This window comes from Thermodesulfovibrio sp. Kuro-1 (assembly GCF_006538445.1).
Classification (GTDB): Bacteria; Nitrospirota; Thermodesulfovibrionia; order Thermodesulfovibrionales; family Thermodesulfovibrionaceae; genus Thermodesulfovibrio; species Thermodesulfovibrio yellowstonii.
Map to the genome: position 1 here is coordinate 86,764 of NZ_BJKS01000001.1, position 13,477 is coordinate 100,240.

General features: G+C 32.8%; 16 protein-coding genes and 1 tRNA gene. 11 read left to right on the plus strand and 6 right to left on the minus strand.

Annotated features, from left to right (window positions below; genetic code table 11):
* The first annotated feature begins 10 nt into the window (after positions 1 to 10).
* The 3 genes from pgeF to aroF all read left to right on the plus strand — a co-directional run bounded on the left by pgeF (position 11) and on the right by aroF (position 1,964).
* Positions 11 to 670: a peptidoglycan editing factor PgeF gene (gene pgeF, locus FLY87_RS00430; protein WP_012545414.1), complete on the plus strand. Its 660-nt coding sequence runs from the start codon at positions 11 to 13 to the stop codon at positions 668 to 670.
* Between the two features lie 9 nt (positions 671 to 679).
* A tRNA-Pro gene (locus FLY87_RS00435) sits at positions 680 to 753 on the plus strand.
* A 197-nt stretch (positions 754 to 950) separates the two neighbouring features.
* Positions 951 to 1,964: a 3-deoxy-7-phosphoheptulonate synthase gene (gene aroF, locus FLY87_RS00440; protein ID WP_012545770.1), complete on the plus strand. Its 1,014-nt coding sequence runs from the start codon at positions 951 to 953 to the stop codon at positions 1,962 to 1,964.
* On the opposite strand, the gene FLY87_RS00445 is transcribed toward aroF, so the two are convergent.
* The gene (locus FLY87_RS00445) at positions 1,961 to 2,227 is read right to left on the minus strand and encodes a SemiSWEET family sugar transporter (protein WP_012546808.1); all 267 of its coding nucleotides are present in this window, start codon (positions 2,225 to 2,227) and stop codon (positions 1,961 to 1,963) included. The two genes, aroF and FLY87_RS00445, sit on opposite strands and share 4 nt — an antisense overlap.
* Positions 2,228 to 2,273: 46 nt before the next feature.
* Here FLY87_RS00445 and FLY87_RS00450 point away from each other — a divergent pair, with 46 nt between their 5' ends.
* From FLY87_RS00450 to FLY87_RS10350, 7 genes are all read left to right on the plus strand, one after another.
* Positions 2,274 to 3,116: an HDOD domain-containing protein gene (locus FLY87_RS00450; RefSeq protein WP_141266061.1), complete on the plus strand. Its 843-nt coding sequence runs from the start codon at positions 2,274 to 2,276 to the stop codon at positions 3,114 to 3,116.
* Positions 3,113 to 4,357 carry a sensor domain-containing diguanylate cyclase gene (locus FLY87_RS00455; RefSeq protein WP_141266062.1) on the plus strand — a complete coding sequence of 415 codons (1,245 nt, stop codon included), beginning with the start codon at positions 3,113 to 3,115 and terminating at the stop codon, positions 4,355 to 4,357. The genes FLY87_RS00450 and FLY87_RS00455 overlap by 4 nt, the downstream gene beginning before the upstream one ends.
* A 133-nt stretch (positions 4,358 to 4,490) precedes the next feature.
* A complete protein-coding gene (gene rpsB / locus FLY87_RS00460; protein WP_012546300.1) occupies positions 4,491 to 5,276 on the plus strand; it encodes a 30S ribosomal protein S2 in 786 nt (261 codons plus the stop codon).
* A 12-nt stretch (positions 5,277 to 5,288) separates the two neighbouring features.
* Positions 5,289 to 5,888 (plus strand): translation elongation factor Ts, encoded by a 600-nt coding sequence (tsf, locus tag FLY87_RS00465; protein ID WP_012545220.1) that lies wholly within the window; start codon positions 5,289 to 5,291, stop codon positions 5,886 to 5,888.
* Positions 5,881 to 6,633 (plus strand): UMP kinase, encoded by a 753-nt coding sequence (pyrH, locus tag FLY87_RS00470; protein ID WP_012546671.1) that lies wholly within the window; start codon positions 5,881 to 5,883, stop codon positions 6,631 to 6,633. Before tsf ends, pyrH begins: the two co-directional genes overlap by 8 nt.
* Positions 6,605 to 7,162: a ribosome recycling factor gene (gene frr, locus FLY87_RS00475; protein ID WP_012545660.1), complete on the plus strand. Its 558-nt coding sequence runs from the start codon at positions 6,605 to 6,607 to the stop codon at positions 7,160 to 7,162. The genes pyrH and frr overlap by 29 nt, the downstream gene beginning before the upstream one ends.
* Positions 7,163 to 7,552 (plus strand): TraR/DksA C4-type zinc finger protein, encoded by a 390-nt coding sequence (locus tag FLY87_RS10350; RefSeq protein ID WP_012546011.1) that lies wholly within the window; start codon positions 7,163 to 7,165, stop codon positions 7,550 to 7,552.
* Here FLY87_RS10350 and truA read toward each other — a convergent pair.
* The gene (gene truA / locus FLY87_RS00485) at positions 7,549 to 8,313 is read right to left on the minus strand and encodes a tRNA pseudouridine(38-40) synthase TruA (RefSeq protein WP_141266063.1); all 765 of its coding nucleotides are present in this window, start codon (positions 8,311 to 8,313) and stop codon (positions 7,549 to 7,551) included. The genes FLY87_RS10350 and truA overlap by 4 nt on opposite strands.
* 187 nt (positions 8,314 to 8,500) lie before the next feature.
* On the opposite strand from truA, the gene FLY87_RS00490 reads away from it, so the two are divergent.
* Positions 8,501 to 9,583 (plus strand): DUF763 domain-containing protein, encoded by a 1,083-nt coding sequence (locus FLY87_RS00490; protein WP_141266064.1) that lies wholly within the window; start codon positions 8,501 to 8,503, stop codon positions 9,581 to 9,583.
* Here the strand turns inward: FLY87_RS00490 and FLY87_RS00495 are convergent.
* The 4 genes from FLY87_RS00495 to FLY87_RS00510 are packed head-to-tail and all read right to left on the minus strand — an operon-like array spanning position 9,578 to position 13,473.
* Complete coding sequence (locus FLY87_RS00495) at positions 9,578 to 10,801, minus strand: glycosyltransferase family 9 protein (protein WP_141266065.1); 1,224 nt, start codon at positions 10,799 to 10,801, stop codon at positions 9,578 to 9,580. The two genes, FLY87_RS00490 and FLY87_RS00495, sit on opposite strands and share 6 nt — an antisense overlap.
* Positions 10,780 to 11,883, minus strand: a complete 1,104-nt coding sequence (locus tag FLY87_RS00500; protein ID WP_141266066.1) for a glycosyltransferase family 4 protein — start codon at positions 11,881 to 11,883, stop codon at positions 10,780 to 10,782. The genes FLY87_RS00495 and FLY87_RS00500 overlap by 22 nt, the downstream gene beginning before the upstream one ends.
* Positions 11,883 to 12,671 carry a polysaccharide deacetylase family protein gene (locus FLY87_RS00505; RefSeq protein WP_141266067.1) on the minus strand — a complete coding sequence of 263 codons (789 nt, stop codon included), beginning with the start codon at positions 12,669 to 12,671 and terminating at the stop codon, positions 11,883 to 11,885. The genes FLY87_RS00500 and FLY87_RS00505 overlap by 1 nt, the downstream gene beginning before the upstream one ends.
* A gap of 1 nt (position 12,672) precedes the next feature.
* Positions 12,673 to 13,473, minus strand: a complete 801-nt coding sequence (locus tag FLY87_RS00510; protein WP_141266068.1) for a PD-(D/E)XK nuclease family protein — start codon at positions 13,471 to 13,473, stop codon at positions 12,673 to 12,675.
* Positions 13,474 to 13,477: the final 4 nt, after the last annotated feature.

Genomic DNA, 13,477 nt, shown 5'->3' on the forward strand with positions numbered 1-13,477 from the left:
ATAATAAGACATGATAGAACATCCAGAAATATTTAAAGGGCATCAAATAGAGGCTTTCTTCACAAAAAAGATAAAAGAATTTGAAGATTTTAAAAAGCTCTTATCCTTTAAATTTTATATACCAATTCAAAAACATACTGACAATATACAAATCCTTAATAATTATACCGAGCCCGTTATAGCAGATGCTGTAATTACAGATAAAAGAAATTTATTTATAGCTATAAAAACCGCAGATTGTTTACCTGTATTGATTTTTGATCCTATAAATAAAGTGATTGGAGCAGTTCATGCTGGCTGGAGAGGAACAGCCAGAGGAATTTTAAAAAAAACAATTAACAAGATGAAGGAAATTTACAGATGTGATTCTAAAAATCTATTAATTGCTTTTGGACCTCACATTAAAGGATGCTGTTATGAAGTTGGTGATGAAGTAATTGAAGAAATAAAAAAAGAAACCCCTGAGGAAGAATATATTTTTAGAATAAATGGTAAAAAACATATTGATATTGGTATAGCAAATTTTATTCAGGCTCTATCAGCAGGAGTAAAAAAAGAAAATATATGGATTTCAAAAGACTGCACTTACTGCAAACATGATGAATATGCCTCTTACAGATTTCATGGTAAAAAAGCAGGAAGACAATACGGAATAATAGGAATGTTATAATAAAAAAAACGGGGTGTAGCGCAGTTTGGTAGCGCGCACGGTTCGGGACCGTGGTGTCGGAGGTTCAAATCCTCTCACCCCGATAGGAATCAAAAAGGGAGATTGAATGCCACACAAAAATTATTATTTCTGTTTTAGCTTTTACTTTAACTAATCTGCCTCTGGCAGTTTAGTCTGGCTTAAATATTTCAAGGCAGACAACACAGGGGCGGATTTAGCCTCTGTATTGTCTGCCTTTTTATTTGAAACCATTGATAATAAAAAAACTGGAGGTTTTAAGATGGTAATTGTAATGAAACCAGAAGCAACAGCAGAGCAGCTTCAAGAAGTAATATCCAAAATTGAGGAACTTGGGTATAAACCCCATGTAATCTATGGCACTACAAGAAGTGTAATTGGAGCTGTAGGCGATGAAAGAGGCAAGTTTGTTCTTCAAAGCCTTGAAGTTATGGACGGAGTTGAATCTGTTATCCCCATATTAAAGCCGTACAAATTAGCCTCAAAGGAAGTAAAAAAGGAAAAAAGTATTATCAAAGTTGGAAATGTATCAATAGGCGGAAAAGAACTTATTATAATTGCCGGTCCATGTGCTATTGAAAATGAAGAACAGATTATTAATACTGCAAAAGCTGTAAAATCAATGGGTGCACATATTTTAAGAGGTGGTGCATACAAACCAAGAACCTCTCCCTATACCTTCCAGGGACTTGGAGAAGAAGGGCTAAAACTTCTTAAAAAAGCAGGAGAGATAGCTAATATGCCTGTGGTGACAGAAGTCGTAAACCCTGAACATGTTGATCTTGTTTGTGAATATGTTGATATTCTTCAGATAGGAACACGTAATTCTCAAAATTTTGAGCTTCTAAAAAGAGTTGGACAGACGGATAAACCTGTTATTTTAAAAAGAGGAATGTCAATGACTATTAAAGAATGGCTTATGAGTGCTGAATATATCCTAAGCGAAGGCAATAGAAATGTTATTTTGTGCGAAAGAGGAATCAGAACTTTTGAGACTGCAACAAGAAATACTCTTGATTTATCAGCAATTGCTGTACTTAAAGAAGAAACACATCTTCCTGTAATTGTTGATCCATCTCATGCAACAGGTTTTGCAAAATATGTTCCTTGTATGGCTTATGCTGCGGTTGCTGCTGGAACAGATGGATTAATGATTGAGGTTCATCCACAACCTGAGAAAGCTTTTTCAGATGGTCCACAATCTTTGAATTTTAACTCTTTCGGTAAAATGGTTGAAAAGTTAAGGCAGTTTGCCTCAATAGCAGAAAAGATTTAGCCATAACGGATTTTCATAAAAATAATTAAAAAAATTAAAATTAAAGAAATTAGGTTTGCTAAAATTACGGGAATCTCTTTAATCAAAACTCCGTAGAAAAACCAAAGTGTTATTCCTATTGCCATAAAAATAAACATTGCAAGAGAAACATCTCTGGCAGATTTTGTTTTATAAATTTTTAATGCCTGCGGAATAAGAGCAGAAGTTGTAATAGCTCCTGCTATGATTCCAATTAAATTATTTAAATCTATTGAAAACTCCATAGTTTATATTGTATTATTTAGAATAATTTTAAAGCAAGAAATAACAATGAATTCATCAACTCATGACATAAGAATTGATATTCAAAAACTCAAAAAACTTCCAACGCTTTCTTATACTGCTGAAAAAATAATTAATCTCACTTCAAAAGAACTTACACATCTTGACGAGCTTGTAAATATTATTGAAAAAGACCCACCAATCATGTCAAAAGTTTTAGGAGTTGCCAATATAGTTTATCTTGGGCTATATAAACCTATTACAACTGTTAAAGATGCGCTGTTAAAAATAGGGTTCAAAACTTTAAAAAATATTGCTTTAAGTGTGTCAATATTTAGCCTCTTTAAATCATCTGAAGAAAAAGAAAAAAGTTACATGAACCTTTTTAAACACTCTATTGCTACAGGAACAATATCTCAGATTATTTCGGAAAAATTTTTGAAAGAACCTTCAGATGAAAATTTTACAACTGGAGTTCTTCATGATATAGGTCTTTTTGCCCTTCATTATGCTTTCTACGACCAATTTAAAAAAATTGAAGAAACTCTTACAGAAGAACATTCTTTAAAAAAAGCAGAAGAGAAAATTTTGGGAACAACTCATTCAGAAATAGGAAAATGGCTTGCTGAGATATGGGGGTTACCTGAGATAGTATGTGATGTTATTCTTTACCATAATGATTTACCTCAGAAATCTGTAAAATATTCAAAAACTGTTGCTTTGGTTCATCTTTCAAATTTTATTGCTCATCAACTGGGTTATTATCCCTTTGAGATTAAGATAGAGTCTCCATTTTACAAAGAAAGAGTTTACAAAATTTTAAATCTTCCAGATGTGGATGAACTAATTTTAGAATTAAAAGAAATTATTAAAAACGTGGAAAACTTATGAGAGATTTATTATTGAAAATCGGTAATGTTTTAGAACTTAAGAATCTTGAAAAATTTGATGATGAGCAATTGAGCAATTTAATATTACAACATATTAAAAAAAGACTTATGCTTGAAAACTCTCTCTTTCAATTAAGTGAAGATTTCTCCTGCGGGGCTGAAATCTCAATAAAAATTATGTCTTCTATTAATCGTATTATTGATAGGGTTTATAATGAGAAAAATATCTATAATTTTATCTCGTACTGTTTTGATGAGTTCATAAAACTACTTCCAGCAGAAAATATATCATTTATGGAAAAACATCCTGAATGGGATTGGCTTATTTTAAAGGTTGCTTCAGGGAAGATTAAGCTAAAAGATTTCAAAAGTAAATTATTTAATATTAACAACACACTTGCAGGAGAGGTTTTTAAAGAAGGAAATTTTATTTATGTCCCTGATATAACAAAAGATGAAAAATATAATTCAAAGCTATCTACATTAGTTTCAATAAGGTCAGTTCTTGCAGTTCCTGTAAAAATACAAAATAAAATCATTGGAGTAATAAACTTTTCCCATCCAGAAGTTAATGCCTTTGATGAATTTTGTATTTTCTTTTTTGTTTCAATGGTTCAATTATTCTCTGCCATAATAACGCTTTTTAAGCTTTATCATGAAAACTCAACATTTAATGAACAACTACAAAAAGAAGTGAACAGAAAGACATTGGAGTTGCAAAAAATAAACAAAAAACTTTATAAAGCCTCTATAACAGATTCTCTTACAGGAATATACAACAGAAGATTCTTTTTCCAACGGCTTGAGGAAGAATATGCAAGGACTTTAAGATATGGAAACAGTTTCTGCCTTATTCTCTTTGATCTTGATAATCTCAAAAAAATCAATGATACATTCGGACATCCTGAAGGAGATAGACTTATCAAGCTTTTTGCTAAGATTTTAAAGACCAATAAAAGAAAAGAGGATATTGCTGCAAGAATCGGTGGAGATGAATTTGGATGCATCTTTATTGGAGCTTCTCTGGAAGGAGCAAAAAAAACTGCGGAAAGAATAAAAGAAGAACTTAAAAAAAGATATAAAAAAGCTCCTGTTAGTGTTAGCGGTGCTTTATGCTGTATTGGTAAGGGCGAGCTTTTCAGATTCTATAAAGACTATAAAGAATTTTTTAAGGAATTAGACAAAGTATTGTTTAAAGCAAAAAAAACAAGAGATACAATAGAAATAATTGAAACAAAATAAAAAAATATGATAAATTTTAAACTTAATGTAAAGAGTCTTTGACTCTTATAAAACACACGCCTTAAAAATTCTCCGATGGTCCTTTCAGGGTTAAGGAGAAAAGGCGGAGGAAAAACCATTTTGGGAGGTTTTTATGTCAGTAGTCACAATGAAAGAGCTTCTTGAAGCAGGTGCTCATTTCGGACATCAGGTCAAACGATGGAATCCGAAAATGAAAAAGTATATTTTTGCAGAGAGAAATGGTATTCACATTATTGACCTTCAAAAAACTGTTAAAGGCATTGAGGAGGCTTATGAATTTTTAAAAACTGTTTCAGCAGAAGGAGGAAGCATTCTTTTTGTTGGCACAAAAAAACAGGCTCAAGACGCAATTCAGGAGGAAGCTAAAAGAGCTGGAGTTTTTTATGTAAATCATCGCTGGCTTGGAGGAATGCTTACTAATTTTGCCACAGTAAGAAAAAGTGTTGAAAAATGGCAAAGAATTGAACAGATGAAAGAAGACGGGACATTATATTTACACACTAAAAAAGAGATTGCAAAATATGAGAAAGAAAGACAGAAACTTGAATTAAACCTGATCGGAATTAAAGACATGATGGAGATTCCAAAGGCAATCTTTATTGTAGACATAAAAAAAGAAAAAATAGCTGTTGAAGAAGCAATAAAACTTGGAATTCCCATAGCTGCAATAGTTGATACAAACTGTGACCCTGATCTTGTTGATTATGTAATACCTGGCAATGATGATGCGATCAGAGCAATAAAGCTCATTACATCAAAGATGGCTGATGCTATATTGGAGGGCAAAGAAATTTTTATGAAGAAACTTGAAGAAGAAGCTGAAAAAGCAGCAATAAAAGAAAAGATACTTCAGGAAGAGGAGTATCAAAAATCAATGGATGAATACATTGAAGAATAAAGGAGGAATTATATGGCAATAACTGCTCAGATGGTAAAAGAACTCAGAGAAAAAACAGGTGCTGGAATGATGGAATGTAAAAAAGCACTTGAAACCTCAGGAGGAGATTTTAATAAAGCAATTGACATTTTAAGACAAAAAGGGCTTGCAACTGCGCAGAAAAAAGCATCAAGAGAAGCTAAGGAAGGAATCATAACTTCTTATATTCATATGGATAAAATTGGGGTAATGCTTGAACTTAACTGTGAGACAGATTTTGTTGCAAGAAATGAGGAATTTCGTCAACTTGCTAAAGATATTGCAATGCAAATAGCAGCATCAAATCCTCAATATATACAGAGAGAAGATATCCCTCAAGAGGTCATAGAAAAAGAAAAAGAGATTTATAAATCTCAAATAAAAGGCAATAAACCACCCCAGGTTATTGAAAAAATTGTTGAAGGAAAACTTGAAAAATTCTTTGAAGAAATGTGCCTTCTTGACCAACCTTTTATCAAGGAACCTGAAAAAAAGATAAAAGACCTTATTACTGAAAAAGTTGCCAAATTTGGTGAAAATATCATGGTAAGAAGATTTGTAAGATTTCAAGTAGGACAAACACAGGATGAATAAACCTTTCTACAAGAGAGTGCTTTTAAAACTCAGTGGAGAAGCCCTTATGGGAGAAAAGGGATATGGTATTGATCCCTTTACTGTAAACTACATGGCAGAAGAGATAAAAAAAGCTTATCAACTGGGAGTTGAAATAGCTGTTGTAATAGGTGGAGGAAATATTTGGAGAGGCTCTGAAGCTCAGGCACAGGGAATTGAAAGAGCAACAGCAGACTATATGGGAATGCTTGCAACAGTAATCAATGCACTGGCACTTCAAAATGCTCTTGAAAAGCAGGAAGTTGATACCCGAGTTCAGTCAGCAATTGAGATGCGAGAGCTTGCTGAACCCTACATAAGAAGAAAAGCTATCAGACATCTTGAAAAAGGTAGAGTAGTAATATTTGCTGCAGGCACAGGCAATCCTTATTTTACAACTGATACAGCAGCTGCCCTAAGAGCAATTGAAATCGGTGCGGACGTTATTATGAAGGGAACAAAGGTAGATGGCATTTATTCATCAGATCCTGTCAAGAATTCTAAGGCAAAAAAATTTGATATACTTACTTATATGGATGTAATAAGAAATTCTCTTAAAGTGATGGATTCTACAGCAATTACCCTTTGCATGGATAATAATCTTCCTATTATTGTATTTAATATCCGAAAATCAGACAATTTAAAGAAAATAATTTTAGGGCAAAAAATAGGGAGTATTGTTTTAAAAGAGGTGAAAAATGATACAGGAATTCAAGAAGAAAGCTAATGAAAAAATGAATCAAGCATTGGAAGTATTTAAAAAAGATTTATCTACATTTAGAACAGGAAGGGCTTCCTTAGGAATTCTTGACAACATTAAAGTTGAATATTATGGCAGTACAGTACCACTTAATCAGGTTGCAACGCTTGGAATTCCTGAACCAAGAATGATTACAATTCAGCCATGGGAACAAAAAATGATATCTGAGATAGAAAGAGCTATAATGAAATCAGATCTTGGACTTACACCAATTAATGATGGAAAAATGATTAAAATAGTTATTCCGCCCTTAACAGAAGAAAGGAGAAAACAGCTTGTTAAAGTTGTCCGCAAGAGAACTGAAGAAGCCAGAGTAGCTATACGAAATATTCGTAGAGACATAATTGAAGAAATAAAAAAAGCTGAAAAAGAAAAAAAATTGAGTGAGGATGAGTCTCGCAGAATACAGGAAGAGATACAGAAAATAACAAACTCCTTTATTGAAAAGATTGACCATGCTCTTGAACAGAAAGAGAAAGAAATTATGGAGGTTTAAATGAATATAGAACAGGAAAGAAAAAATAGACTTAAAAAGATGCTCAATCAAATGAAAGAACAGATTCTGAAAGAAGCCCGTGAAGAGATAAAAAAATTTCAGACAGGAGAAAAAAGACAAATTGTGGAAGCTGTGATGGATGATGCTGATTTAAGCGTAATTGATCTTTCAGAAGATATAAGTTTAAAACAACTAAGTACGCACAGAGATATTCTTAAAAAAATTGAAGAAGCTTTAAGAAAGCTTGAGGAAGGCACATATGGAATATGCGAGATGTGCGGAGATGAGATTCCCGAAGAAAGGCTGAAAATTCTTCCCTTTGCAATATATTGTAGGGATTGTCAGGAAAAGATAGAGATGATAGAAAAATTTGAAAGTGAAGAAGGTTAATAAATTACTTTCTCTAAGAAAAGACCATTTGAAGGGGCTGTCTGCATAGTAGATGGCCTCTTTCCTGACTCAAAAGCCTCTTGAATTGATTCAATCCTTAATTTTCCTTTTCCAATTTCAATAATACATCCAACTAAGTTTCTTACCATGTATCTTAAAAATCCATCTGCTTCTATGCGAAATTTGATAAAATTACCATTCAGACACATATCCATAAAGCAAAGCTTGGTAAGTAGTTGCATTGTAAAATCATGCACAGTTCTTATTTTATTTTTAATATCAGTGCTACCTGAAAAAGCTGTGAAATCCTTTGTCCCTGTAAATAAACTCAAAGCCTCCTCCATTAAAGACAAATCCAATTTCCAGGGATAATGCCATACATATCTTTGGATAAAACAGGAACATTCTTCATCAAAGCATAAGTAGTAAATATAAGACTTTCTTTTTACTGAATGCTGAGGATGGAAACTGTCTTCAACGTTCTCAAGTTTTATTATTTTTATATCATTAGGCAACAAAGAATTTAAAACCTTTTTAAGAATATCCAATGACATTTTAAGCTCAGCTTTAAATGTAGCAACCTGTCCTAAAGCATGAACTCCTGCATCTGTTCTTCCAGCACCGCGAATTTTAATCTCTCTTTGAAAAATTTTTCTTAAACATTCTTCTATAGTCGCCTGAATAGTCCGGCCTTTTCTTTGCCTCTGCCATCCAAAATAGTTAGTTCCATCATACTGAATGGTCATCTTAATGTTTACCATAGTTTAAAATTATAACATCAATTTTTAATGCTAATTAAGGCACTCTCAGGTTAAACAGTTTTAAAAAGCTGTTCAATTGCTGACTGTTACTGTCATCTGGAGGTGTTGATGCCATGAAAAATCTGCCCCATAAGAGTCACTCTGAGGCTGTTAGAGATACAAAAGTTTAATAAGTTATAATTAAATAATGTATAAAACTGGCGTTGCAAATCTTCCCCTTCATAGTGGAAAAGCTCCTCAGTGGCTTTTTAAACGGATGATTGCACTGTCAAGAGCTATTATGGAATTAATGGTTATTGAACTTGGAAAAGAAGAAGTTTTAAGAAGACTTTCAGACCCTTTCTGGTTTCAGGCTTTTGGATGTATTTTAGGGTTTGACTGGCATAGTAGCGGAGTTACTACAACTGTAACTGGTGCTATAAAAGAGGGATTGCGCGGCATTGAACACGAATTAGGTTTATTTGTTGCTGGAGGAAAAGCAAAAAGAGCACTCAACACACCTCATGAGATAATGCAATATGCTGAAAAAATTGGCTTTAATCCTGATAGTTTCATTTATGCAAGCAGACTCTCTGCAAAAGTAGATAATGTAGCTGTGCAGGACGGATTTAATTTATATCATCATACAATCATCTTCACTCAAGAAGGACACTGGTGTGTTATTCAGCAGGGAATGAATGAAAATCTTTCAACAGCAAGAAGATATCACTGGTTAAGTTTTTCTCTTAAAAGTTTTGTTGAAGAGCCTCATGAAGCAGTTTGCTGTGACATAAAAACTAAAACATTAAACTTTACAGCAAAGGAAGCATCAGAACTTAGAAAAACCTCAGTGATGGTTTCGCAAGAAAATCCTGAAAAAATAATAAGAGAAATTAAAAAGTTCAGAGAACTTAAACTCCCGCGAAGACATTCTATAATAATCAATGATGTAAACCCAGAAAATTTCTATAAGATTTTTTTAAGGACTTATGAAAAACAACCTGCTAATTTTGAAGAACTCCTTGAAATCAAAGGACTTGGAGCAAAGGCTTTGAGAGCAATTGCACTAACATCAGAACTTATATATGGAACTCCTATCACCTTTAAAGACCCTGCCAGATACAGTTTTGCTCATGGTGGTAAAGACAAAATTCCATATCCAGTTAACAGAAAACTTTATGACAAAACAATTGATGTAATGAAAAAAGCTATTGAAGATGCAAAGATTGGCAGAATAGAAAAAATCTCAGCATTAAGAAGAATATCAAAAATTACACCATTCCACTCATAATTCTATTGTTGATAGTATTTTTATCACTTCTTCAGGTTTTATATCAAAAAGACAGTTGCTTATTTTACTTCCTTTACAGCCATCCTGTCCACATGGAATGCACTGCCAGTCTCTCTGGATAACTATGTTTTTACCAAATTTCTGGATTCCATTTCTTTCTGGGTACGCATCCTTTTCAGCACTATTATCCCATGGACCCCAATGAAATGCTCCACTTGGGCCAAAAAGAGCAACTACTGGTTTTCCCAATGCTGCTGCTATATGCATTGGTGCGGTGTCTATCCCAAAATACATGTCACAGACAGATGAGACTGCTATTAGTTGTCTTAATGTTAATTTGCCTGCAAGGTTGATTAAAAAAGGAAACTCCTTACTACACTCAAAATGACATAGGTTATCTTGGGTGTTCACTATTTGAGAGTTATTACAGGAATTGAACTCAGTAGATGTCCTCAAAAAATTAAGTATAGAATTAACTTTATTTATCTCTTTTTCAGCGTGAGCAGAGGTGATTACCACGTTAAAGCCTTTATCCATAAACCATCTTATAACCTCAGCCATGTATTCATCTTTCCAGCATTTAAAAAGCCATCGGGATGTGGGATGAATATGAACAACTTTTTTTATATAGGGAGATTTTTCGGTATTAAGTTTGCTTGGAACAGGCTGAATATATGTCTCAGAATGACAAGAAAAAATCAATTCTCTTGCCCATTTTTTCTCATTTTCTGTAACATTAAGAATAACTTCAGGTCTTGTAGTTTTTATTCCAATCCTTGCAAGTACTTCAAGATTCTGTAATACAGTATGTTTACATCCATCTATCTCAAAAAGTTTAGTATAAAAATATTGTTTACCTAAAAACCCTCTGGATTTTATACCGATTCTTATTTTAGCACCTGATAAATATGATATCACTGTTGCTCTATCCCCTCCTGTAAGGTCTATGCTGGTATCAAATCCCATTTTCCGTATTTTCCTTAAAAATTTTACTTCCTCTAAATACCTTTTAAAAGCTGGTAATTCTTTTATGCTTCTATCATAGGTAATAATTTCATCTAAATAAGGATTATTTTCAAGCACATCCTCTGTTCCTTTGTTTACAAGAGTGGCAACAAATGAATCAGGGAAGTTTTCTTTTAAGGCTTTGAAAACCGGAGTTGTGAGCAAAACATCTCCTATATGACGAAGTTTTATTACAAGAATCTTTTTATACACTCCATAAACTCCTCTGTAGCTCTTTCAATTGGAAATTGTTCTGCCTTTTTTCTTGCAAAATCTCCCATTCTTTCAATATCCTTTAAAGCGAGATTTATCTTATCTGCAAGTTCTAAATGGTTAAATGGATCTTCCAGACTGAACCCTTCTTTACCTTCTTCAATTAATTCTGAAGCACCATTATTTTTCGTTGTAATAACAGGAAGTCCTGTTGCCATTGCCTCAAGAGTCGCATTGCTAAAAGGATCATAAATTGTGGGAAGTATGAATAAATCAGCTAATGCATAAAAGTTTTCAATATCTTTTCTAATACCCAAAAATAACACTTTTTTTTCAATATCAAGATTTTTACACATTTTTAAATATTGTTTTATATCACCTTTTCCTATAACAATAAGAAAAATTTCCTGATCTTTCAAAATTGTCAAAGCTTTAAGAAGAGTATCAACTCCTTTTCTTTTAAATCCTGAGCCAACAAAAAGTAGAATCCTTGATTTAAGTGGTAAATTAAATTTTTGCTTAAAATAGTCCTGTTTTTTTCTATTTTTTGGTGAAAAATTCTCAACATCAACCCCATTATAAATTACTGTAATTTTCTCTGGAGAAACACCATAATAATTAATTATTTCATTTTTTACCATGCTGGAGTTTGCAATAATTATGGGAGTTTTCTCAAAAATTTCTTTTTCAAGTTTGAGATAGTATCTGTGTAAGGGATTTATCTTCAATGAAATCCGTTTAAACATAGGTTCAATCTTAGAGCGTAATTCAAGCCATCTGATATGACAGCCCTCCCCAGCTCTATAAATATGCTGAGATGTTGTTCTTTCAAAACTTATTACACAGTCAAAATCCTTAAAATTAACTTTTTTAAGATTATGGTTAAATGTATAAGCCTTTAATAAAGAACCAAATTGTAAAATTGGCACTTTATGAAATACAATCTCCTCATTTTTTATCCACTTATTTGAATAAATATGAATTTCGCATTTCTTTTTTTTTAAAGACTTTATAAGTGTAGCAAGATATCTCTCTGCACCACCATGATATGAAAAGTTTCTTTTTATGAAAGCTATTTTCATCAAAATCTTATTTTAGAATATATTTTTGTAAGCAGTGAAGAGTTGTATATCATTAACTTCTTATTGAGCCATCTTCTACCTTTACATTTTACAGCTAATCTTTTTATATGGAATGTGTCATATACATTAGCTCCTCTCTGAGTTGTATAAAGAGCCTTAAATCCAAGTTTTACTGCAATTCTCATTACTTTATCATTATAAACGCCTTTAGGCCATGCAAGATGAAGAGGTTGCTTATTGAGATACTTCATTAAAAACTCTTGCCCCAAAAATAAATCATTTTCAACTGCTGCATAATTCGCTTTTTCTATAAAATCAGGAATTTTATGAGTGTGTCCGTGACTCTGTATATCAAAAACTCCTTCAGATTCCATCTCTTTAAGTTCATTCCATGTGCACATAACCTCATAGTTTCTTTCTGAAAAAGCAATTTTCCACATTTGTTTGTGAGGCATTGCTATAAAATTTTCTCGTTTAATGTCTAAGTCAGTTATAAAATCAGTTGCTATAAAAAGTAGTGCTTTCATTCTATATTTCTTAAGAATTGGATATGCATAAAGATAGTTGTCCACAAACCCATCATCAAATGTTAAAAGAACGCATTTTTTTCTTGATTCTTTTGGATTTTGCAGGAAATATAAAAACTCTTTACTGTCAAGTGTTTTCCAGCCATTTGTTTTTAATCCACTCAACTGTTCTTCAAAAAGCTCTGGAGTAATATTGAGTGAACTTGTAACAGGCATTACGTGATGATACATTAAAACAGGTATAGAGTCGTAGAGAATCAATTTATTTGGTTATATCTTCTATGTTTTTTTCTTCAGTCTCTACGAATTCATCTGAATGGGTATAAATCTCTATTCCAAGCTTTTCTGCCACAGGTTTAGCACGAGGATCTACCATAGGTGAAATTACTATAACTCTATCAACTTTTCTTTGATGTTTCCTCTCGTAAAACTCCTTTTTCCGCCATAAAGTATACATATCAGATTTGCTCATAGAAGATTTGATCTCACATGCAATTACCATTCCGTTTCTTATTATTAAATCAAGCTCTATTTGATCAGGATGACCGAAAACTTCACCCGTATGATCATAATCAATGTATCTCATAACTTCTATACCGAAAGACTCCTCAATGATTGCTTTAAGTCCGTTGCGGAAGGACTCTTCTGAGTAAAGTCCCCATCTTGCACCAAGTGCACCAATTGTATAGAGATGTCTTCTATCAATTTTTTCCAGTCTCAGTAAAATTTGATTAATTGTTTTTTGGTTCTCTTCCCACTTTCTATTCCACTCTGCTTGTGTCTCTTCCCATCTCTTCTGACTCTCTTCCCATTTTCTATTCCACTCTGCTTGTGTCTCTTCCCATCTCTTGCTCCACTCTTCCCATTTTTTCTCAAATCTTTCTTCAACCTGCAAGATTTGCTGATAAATCTGTTCTATTCTGTCTTCTGTTTTTTTCTTGGGAGGATAATACAGTTTTGTTACTTGCAGAATATACCTGCGGAAAGAGGGATCACTCTTTAAAATTTTAGGCAACTCATTCTTAATTATTTTTTTGACTTCTTCAATGTTCATCTCAACCATAAAC

Excerpts from the sequence above, each read along its gene's own strand:
- pgeF (WP_012545414.1), top strand. The coding sequence starts at position 11 with ATGATAGAACATCCAGAAATATTTAAAGGGCATCAAATAGAGGCTTTC.
- rpsB (WP_012546300.1), top strand. The coding sequence starts at position 4,491 with ATGTCAGTAGTCACAATGAAAGAGCTTCTTGAAGCAGGTGCTCATTTC.
- FLY87_RS10350 (WP_012546011.1), top strand. The coding sequence starts at position 7,163 with ATGAATATAGAACAGGAAAGAAAAAATAGACTTAAAAAGATGCTCAAT.
- FLY87_RS00500 (WP_141266066.1), bottom strand. The coding sequence starts at position 11,883 with ATGAAAATAGCTTTCATAAAAAGAAACTTTTCATATCATGGTGGTGCA.
- FLY87_RS00510 (WP_141266068.1), bottom strand. The coding sequence starts at position 13,473 with ATGGTTGAGATGAACATTGAAGAAGTCAAAAAAATAATTAAGAATGAG.
- FLY87_RS00450 (WP_141266061.1), top strand. The coding sequence starts at position 2,274 with ATGAATTCATCAACTCATGACATAAGAATTGATATTCAAAAACTCAAA.
- truA (WP_141266063.1), bottom strand. The coding sequence starts at position 8,313 with ATGGTAAACATTAAGATGACCATTCAGTATGATGGAACTAACTATTTT.
- FLY87_RS00455 (WP_141266062.1), top strand. The coding sequence starts at position 3,113 with ATGAGAGATTTATTATTGAAAATCGGTAATGTTTTAGAACTTAAGAAT.
- FLY87_RS00445 (WP_012546808.1), bottom strand. The coding sequence starts at position 2,227 with ATGGAGTTTTCAATAGATTTAAATAATTTAATTGGAATCATAGCAGGA.
- tsf (WP_012545220.1), top strand. The coding sequence starts at position 5,289 with ATGGCAATAACTGCTCAGATGGTAAAAGAACTCAGAGAAAAAACAGGT.
- pyrH (WP_012546671.1), top strand. The coding sequence starts at position 5,881 with ATGAATAAACCTTTCTACAAGAGAGTGCTTTTAAAACTCAGTGGAGAA.
- frr (WP_012545660.1), top strand. The coding sequence starts at position 6,605 with ATGATACAGGAATTCAAGAAGAAAGCTAATGAAAAAATGAATCAAGCA.
- FLY87_RS00490 (WP_141266064.1), top strand. The coding sequence starts at position 8,501 with ATGTATAAAACTGGCGTTGCAAATCTTCCCCTTCATAGTGGAAAAGCT.
- aroF (WP_012545770.1), top strand. The coding sequence starts at position 951 with ATGGTAATTGTAATGAAACCAGAAGCAACAGCAGAGCAGCTTCAAGAA.